Origin of the sequence: Flavobacterium pasteuri (assembly GCF_048286615.1) — a bacterium.
Lineage (GTDB): Bacteria > Bacteroidota > Bacteroidia > Flavobacteriales > Flavobacteriaceae > Flavobacterium.
Genome location: NZ_JBLVPN010000007.1, coordinates 87,877 through 104,098, shown reverse-complemented (window position 1 = coordinate 104,098; position 16,222 = coordinate 87,877). Strand labels below are relative to the sequence as shown.

The window sequence follows — 16,222 nt, the reverse complement described above, 5'->3', positions numbered from 1 at the left end:
AGTAATATGAAAAATTTACAATTTATAACGGTACAAACAAAGCCATTTCAGGTGTATCGCATTCTTTTGGTTTTGGCACTGATACTGTCTTCAAGTTCCTGTAGTGATTTTGTGGAGGTTCCATTGCCTAATTCTCAGCTTACAGGAACTACAGTTTTTGAAAGTGAATTGACAGCAAATGCAGCAATGGCACAAATCTATGCACAACTTCGTGACGGCGGCATCCTATCTGGGTTACCTACTGGTGCATCTGTCAGAATGGGATTGTACGCGGATGAATTACAAGATTATACCAACTCTACAATTTCGCTACCTATTTACAACAATGCGCTTACGGCTGACAATGCTACTGTGGCGTCACTTTGGACTTCAAGCTATAGTCAAATATATAACGCAAATTCAGTTATTCAAGGTGTTGAAAATTCGACTGGGTTGCCTATTGTAGTTAAAAACAGAGTGTCGGGTGAAGCACTATTTGTTCGTGCTCTAGTGCATTTTTATCTGTTACAAATTTATGGTAGCATCCCCTATATTACAGGAACCAATTATGAAATTAATAGAAAAGTTACTCGCAGTTCTGCTGATGAAGTCTATGCAGCAATCGCGAAGGATTTAGAAAGTGCCAGTACTAGATTGCCTGAAAATTATAGTTCTTCGGATCGTGCCAAACCCAATAAAATGGTGGCCAAAGCTATGCTGGCCAGAGTATATTTATACATGAATAAAAATACAGAAGCAGCAAATGAAGCAACTACTGTTATCAATAGTCCGCTTTATGCTTGGGAAACGGATTTAAACAAGATTTTTCTAAGAAATAGTAAAACCACTATTTGGCAATTAGCATCAGCAACAGCGGTACGAAACAGTAATGAAGGTACAACTTTTATTTTCGTATCAGGGCCACCACCAGTTTGTGGGCTTCGTACTGATTTTATGAATGCATTTGAAACAGGCGACCAACGCAAAGTGAATTGGACAAAGTCAGTTACCACCGGACTAAATACTTGGAATCATCCCAATAAATACAAACTGCGCACCGCAACTACAAGTTCGCAGGAATATTCTATTGTGTTGCGCTTAGCAGAACAATATTTGATTAGAGCCGAGGCAAGAGCAAAACTAGGCGATTTAGCAGGCGCAAAAGAGGATTTAAATAAGATAAGAACGACCGCTGGTTTACCAATAATTACCTCAACTATTGCAACTGAAATTTTATCTGAAATTCAAAAACAAAGAAGATTTGAATTTTTTACGGAACACGGTCATCGCTTTTTTGATTTAAAGCGCAGTGGAACAGTCGATGGAGTACTATCTGTTTCAAAACCAGGCTGGAACAGTTCAGATATTTTGTGGCCTATTCCAGAGCTAGAATTGAACGCAAATCCAAATTTACAACCACAAAACACAGGATATTAAAGTTATGAAGCTATTAAAAAACAATAGTACTATCGCTTTCAGTTATTCTTGTAAAAAAACAATTTTGTCATTTTGGATAGTAATATCCTGCTCTATTTACGGGCAGGATCATTCCAAAAAGAATATTGCTGAAGCAGAGTATGAAAGGTGGGGCAAATTAGAAAACAGGGCTATTTCCCAGAAAGGAAACTGGATATCATTTGATATGCAGTATAGCAATGGTTCAGATACACTCTTTGTAAAACATACGCAGAAAAATATTGGATTTAGTTTTCCACAAGGAACACAAGGCAAATTTGGTGGTGAAATTGCATTTGGTGCCTTTCAAGGAGATAAAGTAATAGTAACTAACTTAGAAAATAGTGCAAACATTATTATATCAAATTGTACTGCTTTTGAATTTGCCAACAGCGGAAAAATTATTGTGAGCTATTCCAATGATGGGGAATTAATGGTGAGGACCATAAAAAATAAAGAAATCATCCAACTTCCAAATGTAACAGAATACCAATTGGACCAGCCTAACAATATCCTGACTTATCTCACTAACAATAATGGGAAAAGTAGTTTCGGAACAATAAATCTTAGAACAAACCAAAAAACAGAATATCACACAACGCAAAACAAATTATCTGGTCTGACACTAGCAGAATATGGAAAAGGTGTTTTTTGGCTCGAAGAGGGCGTCAACGAGAAATACACAAAACTGAACTTCTACAAAAACCAAGATAACAGTATTCAAACCTTTGAACCAAAATCATTCTCAAATTTTCCAGAAAAGCATGAAATTGTTACCACAAAATCTTTCAAAATTTCAAGTGATGGTAAAAGAGTGTTTTTTGGAATCGCGAAAGTCAAAGAAGAGGCAACACCAAAAAAAGACGATGTTGAGGTTTGGGATACAGAAGATTTATGGATTTATCCAAAAGCAAGCAGGGAAAATTTAGAAGGGTATTCCACTTTATCGGTTTGGTTTATTGAAGAAAAGCACTGGAAAACGATTACAAATAAAGAACTCCCTTTTGTACAGCTTAACGGCAGTAAATCAGTTGCATTACTTTACAATCCAACTGCATATGGGCCTCATTTTAAGCGCTATGGTGAGGTTGACTATTTCTTGTACAATCTGGCTGATGGTACCAAAAAGTTATTTTTAGAAAAGCAACCTGGCGAAAATTACTTATTGTCTTTTTCCCCAAATGGAGCGTACATATGTTATTTTAAAGATAAAAAATGGTGGCTGTACAATATAAAAACACAATCTACGGTGTCAATTGTGCCACCTGCAGGTTCTGAATGGGTTTCAAATGATTTAAAGTACATAACAAGACCACATGTTTTTGGAATGAAAGGATGGAGTGATAATGGAGAATACCTTTTGCTACAAGATGAATTCGATGTCTATCAATTTGACATTAAAACAAATAAACTAAAACGCATTACTAACGGACGAGAAAGCGGTACTTACTTCACTGTAGATGGTTCAAATATCAAGCAAATAGGAAATGATAATTACAATGGCTGGGCACTAACTGAAATTAATTCAGCTAATGATTTAATTGTTTCAGCAAGAAATGCGACCACCAAAGCACAACAATTCAAATTAGTTTCTACATCCAACACTTTAATTCCACTAGCAAATAATGCTACAAAATCAGATGAATTGCGTAGAGCCAATAATGAAGTCTATGTCTATCGAGAACAATCGCATAATGAGTCTCCAAGAATTGTATCATTTAAAAATGGTGTAAATAAAGTTCTGTTTGAAAGCAATAGCCATGATAAAAATTTCAATCAAGGAAAGGTAGAACTAATTTCATTTTCGAATTCAAAAGGAGACAAACTGCAAGGTTTATTATATTATCCTGTAAATTATGAAGTAGGCAAAAAATATCCGATGATTATCAATGTGTACTCGCAAATCACGAACGCACTGCATGAATATTGCATTCCGACTTTATACAACGATACCGGTTTTAATGTGAAACATTTTGTGCAACGGAATTATTTTGTCTTATTACCAGATGTGAAATATTATGAAGGAGAAACCGGAAATAGTGCACTGGATTGTGTTGTTGCGGCAAATAATGCCGTTGTAAAAACAGGAATGATTGACGCAAAGCATATTGGCTTAATAGGGCATTCTTTCGGAGGTTATGAAACAAATTACATTATTACAAAATCGAAAATTTTTGCAGCGGCAGTATCGGGTGCAGCAATTTCAGACATGGTAAGTTGGTATTTTAGTAACTCAAAAAGTCTCAATATCCCAGAATTATGGCGAAGTGAATCGCAACAATGGAGAATAGGAAAATCTATTTTTGAAGACAAAGAGTTGTACCTAAAAAATTCACCAATACTTTATGCAGATAATGTTACTACACCATTACTGTCTTGGGTGGGTAAAATGGAGACTAATTTACCCTACGAACAGAGCTTACTTTTTTATAATGCATTGAGGAGAGCCAAGAAAAAGAATGTTTTATTGGTTTATCCAAAAGACCAGCATGTAATTGTAATCAAGGAGAATAAAATGGACCTTACAAAACGAATTACCGATTGGTTTGACCGATATTTAAAGGAATAAAATAAATAAGTGCAGTTTGAAAAAACTGCACTTATTCGTTAATCTACGGATTAACAGTTCTAAAAAGCGGCGTAGAACAGGTCGTTTCACTATCTTTATCGAATACTTGTGAAGAACCACTCATACAAAAAGCATTTCCAGTAACATCGCAATCTACGTTTACCAGTTTACAACTGGAAGGGAGTGGTGAATGGATATAACCATTAATAATTGCAGTAGCCGTTTGGCTTTCTTTAGCCTTACTAGTGGTTACAGCAGCAGCACTAGCCAATGAGAATGCTACCATTGGAAGCACCATCAATTTTAAAAAATCTGTTTTCATAATAAAAAAATTAATAATTATTATTTCGATCTACTCTTTTCTACAGGTTTTCGATCTTACCCCTGATACCGGCCAGTATATCTTTCATTTTATTTTTTTAGTTGCGTTAACATTGGGGTCCCAAAAGTATATTTTACAATTTGATGTCCTACTATTGCATACAAGGCCTTTTCAGTTATCAATAAATCACTCATTTTCATTTTATTTTCGTGGTAGATGTAGAAACTGAATAAATAGATTTTATTCGTAATATCATAAACATCAATTATAGACGCATAGTTCCAATTTTTTTTACTTTCATAACGACCACGAAGGCCAGATTGATTAAACAAAAGTTGATTAAAGGCCGCACTTCTTAAATTAACAGTATAAGGCGGAGCTGCAAGTTTACTATCCCCTGATTTTTTGACTCTGACTACTTTTAATTTTGCTTTGGTAGTGGTATCAATAGTCGTAACGTGATGGACAAGTTGCAAAGCTGTATCGGCTACAATAAATTGATTCCGATAGAAATACGTATAAACGATTTTCTTTAAACCCTCACTGTAAGTCAGGGTTCCGTCCGTGTCAAAAATACCGTCTATTTGTTTTTGTAATAAGTGCTTTTGCTTTCTAATTTTTAAAGAATCATCTAAAGCTATGGTACCCAATATATTTTCGTAAGTACCTAATTGTTGCCCTCTAAATACACAAAGAGTAGAATCAATTGGCTGTAATGTAGTAAAGTAAGGTTTTTTGGAAACCCAAATGGTAGCTTTCCAATCAGAAACTAAACCCCGATAAATGATAGGAATAGAACCATCATAAAGAAAAAAATGAGCACCCACAATTTTTGTTTTAACGACTCTAAAAGGTAAAGTATCCGGAATAAGTTGAATAGAATATTGTTTTTTATGTTGTAATGTGCTGTCAAACTCAATGATAGTTAATGGAGAAATGGTATTTCCTAAATAGATCTTTCCTTTAGAGCGGCCGGCAAAGTAAAATCCATAATTATTTAAGTTTTTTGTTAAAGTCCTTGATGCAACGTTGGGAGTAAATCGACGAATAAATGGATTTTGCTTCTGCATAGTACCCTCAGATGATAGAAATAAAAAAACAACGAAAAGTACACTTGATACTACTATTAATAACAGTGAGATAATCCCTTTTTTATCATATTGATGAAGCAACAGACTACAACTACCTATGAAAATGAAAAAAAGGTTGAAAATCAAGTGTTCAGTCCATCCTAACTTTTCTAAAATTCCACCACAAGAGCATGGAATAAACGAACTAAAATTCAAAATCAAAATAATATATGTAGTAAAAACAGTCATTAAGCCCACTGATAAATAAAGTGCCTTTATTCGACTTACTCGCAGAGATAAAGCAAGTACTAGTCCCAATTCCGCAAAAATTACAAGAAACGAGATAGAAGCAGCATAAGCACTTAAAAGTGGAGACTGGCCTAATTGTGTTTGAAAGTTTTCAAAATCAATTAGTTTACTGATTGCAGCATACGTAAATAAAATGATATACAGGAAGCAGACCATCTCTAAAAATCCATTTTGTAATTTAATATTCAGTTTCATAGTACTTTTTATTTAAAGCAAAATTCTGAATTATAAAATGACTATAGTTGTCTTTTTGGGAGTAAGAGATGACTAAAACGGATAACTTTAATCCTCAACTGACGAAATAAAACCAACTTCATTTCGCTTTAATTCGTTGGGAGAAAAACCAAATTGTTTTTTAAAAGATTTTGAGAAATTGGGATAATTATTAAAACCATTCATGACAGAAATGTTTTTTAACGGTATTCCAGTATGTTCAATCATAAAGAAAGCTCTTTTGAGTCGCTCTTGATTATAAAACTGATAAATACTAGTCTTAAAAAAATGGCGAAAACCATCTTTTAATTTATGTTCATTAGTACCAAATTTAGAAGAAAGTACCTTTAAGGAGGGAAGGGGTTCTTCAAGGTGTGCTAAAATATAATCATAAAGTTTTTGAATCAATAATGCATCTGCCTTTCGAGTTTTATTATGTTTCTCGTTTTCATTCCCATACAGTAAAGGACTATAAGTATCTTGACGTGCAGGAGTAACCAGATTTATTATAATTTCCGAACGATTAACCAACCTTACAATGTTACTGGCAATCGAAATAGGTAAATGTTCTTTAGGTGTAAAATCTAATGTAATAGTTATAGGCAAAGTACTATTTGCATCAAGTACTTCTTGAAGTTGTTCAAAAGAAACTGTAGTAATAATGTCCGCCAAAGATAGGTTTATCAACTCAGATTCGGAATGACCCAAAAAGGAAGTAACTTCAGGAGTAAAGCTCTTGATTAAAAAAGAGAAATCTAAAACAAATGTACTTAGAGCTGTAACTTGAAAGGTCTTATGTGTATTAATGTAACCAATTTGAAAAACCGACTCCTTCATTTCTTCCGCTACCATATTAATTAAAACAACTATCGTTTCCAATTCTTCATCATTTGAACTTAAAGGAATGCGAGTGTTGAAATTGCCACGTGCCATCTCAAATAACATTTGATGAATTGTAACAATACGCTCTTCGTTGTATGTTTTATTCATAAGATTCAACTTTTAATTCTTTTTTCTTAAATTAAACGCTAAACAAACCCTTTTAGATAAATTAAAGCGTCATCTTCTTTCGTGAAAATTTGAGTAGGTACAGAGGGCTTACTAATCTCTACATAAAAAGTACTAATAATCAAGGAAAGTTTTTCATGTACAATAAGTGCTACTGCTTGCGTCAAAATAGAGCCCGACTGTGCTAAATGATCTCTTCCAGCTTTCTCAGTAGCAACAACACCTCTAATATCACATAAAATAGGATAAGTGCATTCGTTTTGAAAATGAATTCTATCGGTTACAACGCACTGGGCTACTCTTAAATCAATAGTAGTGTTAGGTTTGTATTCAAAAAAGAGAATGCCCCCAGAGATCCAAAACCTGGCAAAATCATTCTCATAAAAATCATGTGCTGCAATCATGTTTTATGGATTTAATTTTTCTAATTTAACAAAAATATAAACATCTATTAATAAGTCACTTGCCAATTTGGGATTATTTGTTGCAATTTGGATGTTTTAGTTGTCAATTCGGGACTTTGACTTGTTATATTGGGAGTATTGAGGTATTAGATGAAATAACTTTCAATTTTTATGATGAATTTTAGATATCTAATTTTTAAAACAACCTAAACAATTTAAAAATGGCAAAAATTAAGCACAATAATTTCATAGACACAGTTGATGAGGTTTTATCAGGAGCAAAAAAAGAAGGAGTACTACATCTATATGCAGAAGACAAAAAATTGACAGGTAGGACAATCCAAGTTAAGGGAAAGGAAATGTTTCATTTTGGTACAACAGGTTACTTGGGACTCGAACAAGACATTCGGTTGAAAGAGGCCGCAATAGCAGCCATAAACAATTATGGTACACAATTCCCACTTTCAAAGTCATATATTTCGCATCCGCTTTACAGTGAACTAGAGCAAAAAATTGAATTAATGTATGGTATACCGCCCATTATAACAAAGAACAGTACATTAGGACATTTAGCTGTTATCCCGACATTGATAAGAGATGAAGATGCCGTAATAATGGATCATCAAGTACATTGGAGTGTACAAAATGCGTGTCAGCTTTTAAAGCTACGGGGAATTCCAGTGGAGATGATCAGACATAGTAATTTGGAAATGTTAGAAGATAAAATCAAACAATTAACTACCAAATGCAATAAAATCTGGTATATGGCTGATGGTGTATATTCCATGTTTGGTGATTATGCACCTATCCCAGAATTATTGGCTTTGACTCAAAAATATTCTCAGCTTAAACTCTATTTTGACGATGTTCATGGTATGAGTTGGCGAGGTAAAAATGGAACTGGTTTTATTTTTGATACAATAGAAGAACTTCCCGAAAATTGTATTGTGGTGAGTACATTAAGCAAAACCTTTGGAGCCAGTGGTGCGACGGTATTTTGCAGGAATCAGAATCTAAGAGATAAAATCAAAAATTTCGGCGGACCATTAACCTTTTCCGCTCAGTTAGAACCTGCATCTGTAGCAGCAGCAATCGCTTCGGCAGACATTCATTTATCTCCTGAAATAGAATTGAAACAAAAAGGGCTAGCGGATAAAATCGATTATTTTAACCAGTTATTATCAAACGGAAACCTCCCCATAATTTCAAAAAATGATTCGCCAGTGTTCTTTTTGGGTATGGGTACGCCTGCAACAGCTTATAAGTTTGTGCATCGCCTATTTGAAGAAGGATTTTTTCTGAACTTGGGAATTTATCCAGCAGTTCCAATAAAGAATACAGGAATCAGAATAACATTATCGAGCCACAATAAGCTAGAAGATATTACAGCCTTAGCTGATGCAATGGAATACCATTTTCCCAAAGCTTTGGAAGAAACAAATAATAGTGAAATCAAAATCAGACAGGCTTTTGGAATGGACAATAAAAAAGCAGAAAATATTGCACAATCAAAAGAGCAGGAGCTTTTTATCGAAGAAAAAAATACCATTCAAGATATTGAAAAATCAGCATGGAACCAATACATGGGAAAACAAAATATCTTTGATTGGGAAGGACTGGTATATTTAGAAAAAGCATTTAGTCAGCATCCAGACTCAACCAACCAACAGGATTTTTACTATTATACCATTAAAGACAACAAAGGTACCATAGTATTAATGACCTTTGTTACCTATGGTCTTTGGAAAGACGACATGCTGGCTACTGAATCGGTCTCCATCCATTTGGAAGAAATAAGAAAGACTAATCCTTTATACCTCACCTCAAGAGTATTGGGTATGGGCTCTCTATTTACCGAAGGAGAACACTGCTTCATCAATCAGGAACATCCTTTGGCAGAAAAAGCATTGAAGCTATTATTGGATAAGCTGGAAGAAAAATACAATGACTTAAATGCAGACATGCTAGTTTTAAGAGATTTCGAAAAAGACAACAGCTACAACAAAACAATAGTAGATCAAGGTTATTTCAAAATAGACATGCCGGAATCCTGTGTAATTGAAAACCAAGTTTGGCATTCATACGAAGAGTTTACAAAAACATTATCGCTGCGTTCCCGTAAACATTTCAATAAAGAGATAGAACCTTATGAGAAGTACTATGATGTTTTGATAAAAGATAAATTGAGCAAATCAGAAATAGCAAGAACATATCAACTTTACAACAATGTAAAAGACAATAATTACGCTATCAATACATTCCGATATACGCAAGAAATTTTCGAAAATATGAATGAAAGTCCCAACTGGGAATTTATAATATTAACCTTGAAAGCAGAACCCGAAAATCCATTTGTTGGAGTTATGTTCTGCTACAAAAACGACAATCATACCTATGTCCCGGAATTAATAGGTATGGATTATAAATGGGCAAAAGAATACGAACTGTACAGGCAATTGTTATTTCAAACCATAAAAAGAGCTAATGAGTTGCAACTTCAAAAGATTGATTTTGGGGTGTCAGCCTCATTTGAAAAAAGAAAATTAGGAGCTAGGATAATACCAAAAGTAGCCTATGTTCAGGCAAGAGACAATTACGCAATGGAACTTATGAATACTTTGCAAAATGATTACAAATCAATTGCAAAATGACGAAAGATATTGACAACTAATATTTAAAAAGATGTTTGAAAAAGCGATCGAATCATTTAATGCTGTCTGCAATGAAATTTTAGAGGCAAACGATACAATGCAAAATAAGGCTTGCAATGGAATTGTATTGTGTAATAAAACATTAACGAACTTAAAAGAGATAGTTGATAAAAATGATTTCAACACCGTTCCGGAGGAGATCGATTTTTTCAAAAATATCAAACCCGTTCCTATGAGTTTATTGATCTATTTTACAGAAGTGCGTTCCTGCGAGCTAAGAATGCCAAAAGCGGGTAACACTTATAAAGTCGAATTCCTCCAAAAAGAATTGCGGAAAATTAATAAGTTCTTTTACAGAAATGCCGATTTTGTGCATTATATGGAACAAGGATACAGTTATCTGGATCATCAATTCTTTACTCGAAACCATCGCGATAATTTTCCCTTTACACCTATGACTGATTATTACCAATTTCCGGAATTTTCAACATCGCAAGACATGCTCTGGGCAAAAGTAAAGGCGATGTATCGATTTATTCATTACATCCGACAAGCACTAAAAAGACTAAAAGTGGATGATTCTGATATTTTTGAAGAAAAAAAGCATAAAGTATTGGTATGGACAGGGCCAAAAACAGCTTTGACAGAATTAATCTACGCCTTGTTTTCTAATGGAACAATCAATCATGGTGCGGCAGATATTAATATGATAACGACATCATTTGAAGATTTTTTCAACATCAAACTAGATAACATCTATAAAACCTATACTGAAATTAAAGCACGTAAAAGCAGTAAGACAAAATTTCTGGAGGAATTAACGCTAAACCTACAGCAAAAAATGTACAGAGAAGACCAAGAATAAAGCCTTAACCACTATGCCCACAAGCAGTAAATCCTAATTTAAAAGGATATACTGCTTTTTTTTATGCCAGAATCAATCAAAGAACAATTACCAGAAAAATTAAGGTTTTTACTTTTTTCGTACTACGAAAGCCATGGGGATAAAATCCAATAAAAGCTGCTGAATTTTATAAAAACATACTAAACAGTACTAATCTAAAAACAGAAATCATGGTTGCACTCATTTTTTATGACAAGATCACTCAAATAATTGGAGCCTAAAAAGATAATATTTTAAATCGAATAAGAAATCATCATTTTATGGAGAATTATTTTCCAGTAAAACCAAGGCTTTAAGAATTTTAAATGTTAAAGTTTTTCAGTACTACGAAAGCCATTGGGATAAAATCCAACAAAAGCAACTGAATTTTGTAAAAGCATTTTAAACAGTACCTCTATCTGGAAGAATTGCTACATACTGCGTATTGAACCTAAATTTTTGATTATGAATATCGACAGAATAGAATTTATGGCTTGGATGGAGCGAATCATGGAGCGATTTGACATCCTTATGGAATTGGCAAGTGGGACTAAAAATCAACATGCGATTATTGATGGAGAAGAGCTGTTGGACAATCAGGATATTTTACAAATACTGAAGATAAGCCCACGATCCTTGCAGCGTTACCGCTCTTCCGGTAAGTTACCCTATTATACAATTAGTGGAAAAATTTATTATAAGCTCTCAGATGTGCACCAGTTCATCAGAGAAAGCTTTACCGCTCCCATGTCCAAAGTAAAAGTCAACGGCTGACAAATGATGTCAATCAAAGCCAAACGAAGAGAAACAGTGACAACTTCTTTACTTTCGATATTGAAATAGAAAATATTCAGATTATGAGCGAAAAAACTTTAGATACACCAAAATCTCCCGAACAATTATCTCAGATATTATTGGTACTGGATAAAGAGAAAAATAAAATTCAGGCTGTAAAGGGCATTGATAAAAATGGCAAGCTGAAAACCGTTGAACCTATAAAGAAAAACCAGAACCAGTTTATGCGGGTGGATAAGAATGGCGATTTATTTTCTAACTTCTTTTCTAATTTTTTCAGCCAATTAAAGGATCCTAGTCGCTTTTCCTTTTTCAAAGTTCCTGAACCTGTTGCTATTGATATGGCAAAGGAAATGCAACAACAGATGGATAAACCAAGTCCCGAAGTGGAACAACTGATGAAGCAATACGAAGTGAAAGCAGAACCTGATAAAAATAATAATAAACAAGAAAATAAAAATAGTATGGCAACAACACAGACAACATCAGAAAAAAGCGAATACCGCTATAAACCAGAACAGATTGACTGGGAAACAATGAATAGTCTCGGACTGAACAAAGAAAAACTTGAAAAGATGAACCTCCTTGATCCTTTATTGAGAGGGTTTAAAACCAATGAGCTTGTACCTGTAAGCCTTAATCTAGGCACTGCCGTTACCCGTATGGATGCACGTCTGTCTCTGCAACAAAATGATGAAGGAGTGGTTGTGGTTGCCATTCACGGTATCCGCAAAGAACCTAACCTGAATTTTGCTTTTTTCGGTCATGAGTTCAGTAAGGAAGATAAAGAGAACCTGCTCCAAACAAGCAATATGGGGCGTGTGGTCAATCTGACTAATCCTAAAACGAATGAGACCATTCCCTCTATTGTCAGCGTAGATAGGCTGACTAATGAGCTTGTTGCTCTGCGAACAGACAAAATCAAAATCCCTGATGAGATCAAAGGAGTGAAACTGGATGATGTACAAAAGCAAACCCTAATGGAGGGTAAGCCGCTTCATATAGAGGGTATGACTTCCAAAAAAGGAACTTCGTTTGATGCAGAGGTACAATTCAATGCCGACAAACGTTTTGTAGAGTTCTTGTTTGACAGAAATAATACCAATAAGCAATTGCAAAACAATGAGCAAAGCCAGTCGAAGGAAACTCCGAAAACTTTTAGAGGAAAAGAACTGGATAATGAGCAATATCAAAAGTTCAAAGACGGTCAGACTGTCTATGTTAGTGGATTGGTGGATAAGAAAGGTAAGGAATACAATGGTTACATCACTTTCAACAAAGAGACAAACAAAACAGATTTTTCTTTTCAAAACCCGAACAAAATTAAAGAAGAGGCAAAACCTACTGAAGCTCATAAAACACAGACGGCAGTCAATTCTGAAGGCAAAACTGATGAAGCGACCAAGAAGATCAAAGAGACTTTAAAATCAGGACAAAAAAATCCCGACAGCAAGGAACAGCTGGAGGAACAGGAAGCAGCCAAAGCGCCGGCCAAATCTAAAGGACGTAAAATGTAATGTGCCATGAAATGCCTTTTGCATTCCATGTGACAAATAAAAAACAGTAAAAATAAACACATGAAAGTAGTTATTGCTGAAAAACCAAGTGTAGCAAGGGAAATAGCCAGCCTGTTGGGAGCCTCCGAAAAAAAGGATGGTTATCTGACAGGTAACGGTTATTATGTTACGTGGGCTTTTGGACATTTGGTGGGCTTGGGTATGCCGGAAGATTACGGCATTTCCGGGTTTCAGAAATCGTCCCTGCCGATACTTCCCAATCCTTTTTTATTGACCGTCCGAAAAGTCAAAAAAGACAAAATCTATGTAGCAGATACAGGAGCGTTAAAGCAGTTAAAAGTAATTGAACATCTCATTGATCGTAGCGAAAAGATAATTGTTGCAACCGATGCCGGGCGTGAGGGTGAACTGATATTCCGCTATATCTATGAATACCTCAAAAGCAACAAACCCTTTGAACGTCTTTGGATTAGTTCACTGACCGAAAAGGCAATCAAGCAGGGTTTTTATAGCCTAAAGCCTGGTAGCGATTTTGACGGATTATATCAGGCAGTACAGGGGAGGAGCCGAGCTGATTGGCTTTTGGGCATCAACGCTTCTCAGGCATTAAGCATTGCTGCAGGCAACGGGATTTATTCGCTTGGAAGAGTACAGACACCTACACTGGCTTTAATATGCAGGCGTTATCTGGAAAATAGAAATTTTTCGGTGCAACAATACTGGCAAATACAGGTGTCCCATACAAAAGAGTTCATAGACTTTAAAAGCCTTTCCAAAAACAAATGGCAAGATAAAAAGCTGGTGGAAAATATATTAAAGTCCATCGAAAGAAATGGCAATACAGTTACGGTTACCACTGTAGAAACCAAAAACGTGACGGAACAATCGCCTTTGCTGTTTGATCTGACTGGCTTGCAAAAAGAAGCCAATAAAAAGTTGAATCTGACGGCTGAAGAAACCTTGAACATTGCCCAAAGCCTGTATGAAAAGAAATTTATTACTTACCCGCGTACTGGGAGTAAATATATTCCTGAAGATATGTGGGCAGAGATTCCAAATCTTATAAGGGCCTTACAGGATATGGGAGCCTTCAAGCAAGCAGTAACCAAAGTGAAATGGGGGCATTTCAATAAACGTATCGTAAATGACCTTCGTGTTACCGATCATCATGGTCTTCTGATTACGGACAAAATCCCATCAGCATTACAGGCCAAGGAAAATGCCGTTTACAATATGATTGCCTTTCGACTACTGGAAGCAATTTCACAAGCCTGTACAAAAGAGATAACCGATATTACTTTACAGGCTTTGCATTATGATTTTGCCCTGAAAGGCTGCAAGATATTGGAACCAGGTTGGCGTTCCATCATAGGTAATTTCTCCAATGATGATGCAGAACCTGTTCAGGAACTTCCCAAACTGAAAAAAGGTGATGAACTCAAAATCAAAGATGCTTCAGTTTTGGAAAAGAAAACCAGACCACCTGTGCTTTATACTGAGGCCGGACTTTTATCAGCTATGGAAACGGCAGGAAAGGAGATTGAAAATGAAGAGGACCGAAAAGCAATGCAAAACGTAGGTATTGGTACACCAGCCACAAGAGCCGCCATTATTGAAACCCTGTTTAGCCGTAACTATATCCAAAGGGAAAATAAATCCCTGATACCTACCGATAAAGGATTGCAAGTCTATGAACTGGTCAAAGACAAGAAAATTGCCGATGTAGCAATGACCGCAGAGTGGGAACTGGCTTTGCAGAAAATTGAAAACAACGAAAGTAATGCGGAAGTTTTCCAAAAAGAAATGGAAATCTATGCCACATCCATTACCAATGAATTGCTGCAAACGGCCATTGCACAAGAAAACCTGCCTACCCTTGTTTGTCCTAAATGCAAAAAGCCGCAACTGATTATTAGGGATAAAATTGTTAAATGTCCTGATGAGGTCTGCAACTGGGTACAGTTCCGAAATATATGTGGTGTGCAGGTAAGTATAACTGATATTGAAAGTCTTGTCAATACTGGCAAAACTTCTCTTATCAGAGGAATGAAAAGTAAAGCCGGAAAGAAATTCGATGCCTATATTGTATTGAATGAGAAAGCGGAAAGCTCCTTTGAATTTGAAAAATCTAAACTTCCGAAGAAATAATGAGCAATTCTATCACTACCCGTCAGGAAATTGAGAACCGAATTTATACTATAAGAGGGGTGCGGGTTATGCTCGACAGCGATCTCGCAAGGATTTATCAGGTAGAAACCAAAGTCTTCAATCAGGCTGTAAAGCGGAATACAGACCGCTTTCCTGAAAACTTCCGTTTCCAGTTGACTCAAGATGAATTTGATACTATAAACTTGAGGTCACAATTTGTGACCTCAAGTTTGAATTATGGGGGAAGGCGTTATCTGTCTTATGCTTTTACCGAGCAGGGTATCGCTATGCTTTCGGCAGTACTCCATAGCGATATTGCGGTTAAAGTAAGCATCGAGATAATGAATGCATTTTTGGAAATGCGTAAGATGCTCGTTGATAACGCAGCTTTGTTTCATCGACTGGATAAGATGGAACTGAAACACGCAGAAGCAAACCAGAAATTTGAAGAAATCTTTAAGGCTCTCGAAAGCGGAAAGTTGCACAGTGAAAAGGGCATTTTCTACAACGGGCAAATTTTTGATGCCTATACCTTTGTATCGGATACTATCCGCAGTGCCCAAAGTTCCATTATTCTTATTGATAATTATGTGGACGATACGGTGCTAACCTTGTTGGGTAAGAGAAATATTAATGTTACCGCAACAATCTATACCAAAAGTAGAAGTAATCAGCTACGGCTAGATGTACAACGATACAATAGTCAATATCCTCTGGTTGAAGTTGAAGTCTTTTCGGATGCCCACGACCGTTTTCTCATCATTGACAATACCGAACTCTATCATATTGGAGTATCATTGAAAGATCTGGGTAAAAAATGGTTTGCCTTTTCAAGAATGGATATTGAGATTGGCAGAATGCTTCAAATTTTATCCGTTTAGCAAAATTATAAACAAAAT

12 protein-coding genes are annotated in these 16,222 nt (G+C 35.6%); 8 read left to right on the top strand and 4 right to left on the bottom strand.

Annotated elements, in window-relative coordinates; translation table 11 throughout:
- Nucleotides 1–6 precede the first annotated feature (6 nt).
- Together ACNQF6_RS11670 and ACNQF6_RS11665 are read left to right on the top strand one after the other, a co-directional pair.
- On the top strand, nt 7–1,416 hold the full coding sequence (locus ACNQF6_RS11670) for a RagB/SusD family nutrient uptake outer membrane protein (protein WP_417966055.1): 1,410 nt from the start codon (nt 7–9) through the stop codon (nt 1,414–1,416).
- Between the two features lie 4 nt (nt 1,417–1,420).
- Nucleotides 1,421–4,003 (top strand): S9 family peptidase, encoded by a 2,583-nt coding sequence (locus ACNQF6_RS11665; RefSeq protein WP_417966053.1) that lies wholly within the window; start codon nt 1,421–1,423, stop codon nt 4,001–4,003.
- Between the two features lie 43 nt (nt 4,004–4,046).
- On the opposite strand, the gene ACNQF6_RS11660 is transcribed toward ACNQF6_RS11665, so the two are convergent.
- The 4 genes from ACNQF6_RS11660 to ACNQF6_RS11645 all read right to left on the bottom strand — a co-directional run bounded on the left by ACNQF6_RS11660 (nt 4,047) and on the right by ACNQF6_RS11645 (nt 7,329).
- Entirely contained in the window at nt 4,047–4,325 is a 279-nt protein-coding gene (locus ACNQF6_RS11660; RefSeq protein WP_417966051.1) for a DUF6520 family protein, read from the bottom strand.
- Between the two features lie 89 nt (nt 4,326–4,414).
- On the bottom strand, nt 4,415–5,899 hold the full coding sequence (locus ACNQF6_RS11655) for a MauE/DoxX family redox-associated membrane protein (RefSeq protein WP_417966049.1): 1,485 nt from the start codon (nt 5,897–5,899) through the stop codon (nt 4,415–4,417).
- An 87-nt stretch (nt 5,900–5,986) separates the two neighbouring features.
- Nucleotides 5,987–6,907 (bottom strand): AraC family transcriptional regulator, encoded by a 921-nt coding sequence (locus ACNQF6_RS11650; protein WP_417966047.1) that lies wholly within the window; start codon nt 6,905–6,907, stop codon nt 5,987–5,989.
- Nucleotides 6,908–6,945: 38 nt separating this feature from the next.
- Complete coding sequence (locus ACNQF6_RS11645) at nt 6,946–7,329, bottom strand: DUF7793 family protein (protein ID WP_131910610.1); 384 nt, start codon at nt 7,327–7,329, stop codon at nt 6,946–6,948.
- 221 nt (nt 7,330–7,550) lie between these two features.
- On the opposite strand from ACNQF6_RS11645, the gene ACNQF6_RS11640 reads away from it, so the two are divergent.
- The 6 genes from ACNQF6_RS11640 (at nt 7,551) to ACNQF6_RS11615 (ending at nt 16,204) form a co-directional block, all read left to right on the top strand.
- Nucleotides 7,551–9,980, top strand: a complete 2,430-nt coding sequence (locus ACNQF6_RS11640; RefSeq protein WP_417966045.1) for an aminotransferase class I/II-fold pyridoxal phosphate-dependent enzyme — start codon at nt 7,551–7,553, stop codon at nt 9,978–9,980.
- 31 nt (nt 9,981–10,011) lie between these two features.
- Nucleotides 10,012–10,845, top strand: a complete 834-nt coding sequence (locus ACNQF6_RS11635; RefSeq protein WP_113667154.1) for an RteC domain-containing protein — start codon at nt 10,012–10,014, stop codon at nt 10,843–10,845.
- A gap of 483 nt (nt 10,846–11,328) precedes the next feature.
- The gene (locus tag ACNQF6_RS11630; RefSeq protein ID WP_072944053.1) at nt 11,329–11,637 is read left to right on the top strand and encodes a helix-turn-helix domain-containing protein; all 309 of its coding nucleotides are present in this window, start codon (nt 11,329–11,331) and stop codon (nt 11,635–11,637) included.
- Nucleotides 11,638–11,720: 83 nt separating this feature from the next.
- Nucleotides 11,721–13,175 carry a DUF3945 domain-containing protein gene (locus ACNQF6_RS11625; RefSeq protein WP_417966043.1) on the top strand — a complete coding sequence of 485 codons (1,455 nt, stop codon included), beginning with the start codon at nt 11,721–11,723 and terminating at the stop codon, nt 13,173–13,175.
- 60 nt (nt 13,176–13,235) lie between these two features.
- Nucleotides 13,236–15,323 (top strand): type IA DNA topoisomerase, encoded by a 2,088-nt coding sequence (locus tag ACNQF6_RS11620; protein WP_417966041.1) that lies wholly within the window; start codon nt 13,236–13,238, stop codon nt 15,321–15,323.
- Nucleotides 15,323–16,204, top strand: a complete 882-nt coding sequence (locus ACNQF6_RS11615; protein WP_417966039.1) for an ORF6N domain-containing protein — start codon at nt 15,323–15,325, stop codon at nt 16,202–16,204. Before ACNQF6_RS11620 ends, ACNQF6_RS11615 begins: the two co-directional genes overlap by 1 nt.
- The last annotated feature ends 18 nt before the right edge of the window (nt 16,205–16,222 follow it).

Coding starts and splice junctions, on each gene's coding strand:
- ACNQF6_RS11670 (WP_417966055.1), top strand. CDS start 7: ATGAAAAATTTACAATTTATAACGGTACAAACAAAGCCATTTCAGGTG.
- ACNQF6_RS11665 (WP_417966053.1), top strand. CDS start 1,421: ATGAAGCTATTAAAAAACAATAGTACTATCGCTTTCAGTTATTCTTGT.
- ACNQF6_RS11660 (WP_417966051.1), bottom strand. CDS start 4,325: ATGAAAACAGATTTTTTAAAATTGATGGTGCTTCCAATGGTAGCATTC.
- ACNQF6_RS11655 (WP_417966049.1), bottom strand. CDS start 5,899: ATGAAACTGAATATTAAATTACAAAATGGATTTTTAGAGATGGTCTGC.
- ACNQF6_RS11650 (WP_417966047.1), bottom strand. CDS start 6,907: ATGAATAAAACATACAACGAAGAGCGTATTGTTACAATTCATCAAATG.
- ACNQF6_RS11645 (WP_131910610.1), bottom strand. CDS start 7,329: ATGATTGCAGCACATGATTTTTATGAGAATGATTTTGCCAGGTTTTGG.
- ACNQF6_RS11640 (WP_417966045.1), top strand. CDS start 7,551: ATGGCAAAAATTAAGCACAATAATTTCATAGACACAGTTGATGAGGTT.
- ACNQF6_RS11635 (WP_113667154.1), top strand. CDS start 10,012: ATGTTTGAAAAAGCGATCGAATCATTTAATGCTGTCTGCAATGAAATT.
- ACNQF6_RS11630 (WP_072944053.1), top strand. CDS start 11,329: ATGAATATCGACAGAATAGAATTTATGGCTTGGATGGAGCGAATCATG.
- ACNQF6_RS11625 (WP_417966043.1), top strand. CDS start 11,721: ATGAGCGAAAAAACTTTAGATACACCAAAATCTCCCGAACAATTATCT.
- ACNQF6_RS11620 (WP_417966041.1), top strand. CDS start 13,236: ATGAAAGTAGTTATTGCTGAAAAACCAAGTGTAGCAAGGGAAATAGCC.
- ACNQF6_RS11615 (WP_417966039.1), top strand. CDS start 15,323: ATGAGCAATTCTATCACTACCCGTCAGGAAATTGAGAACCGAATTTAT.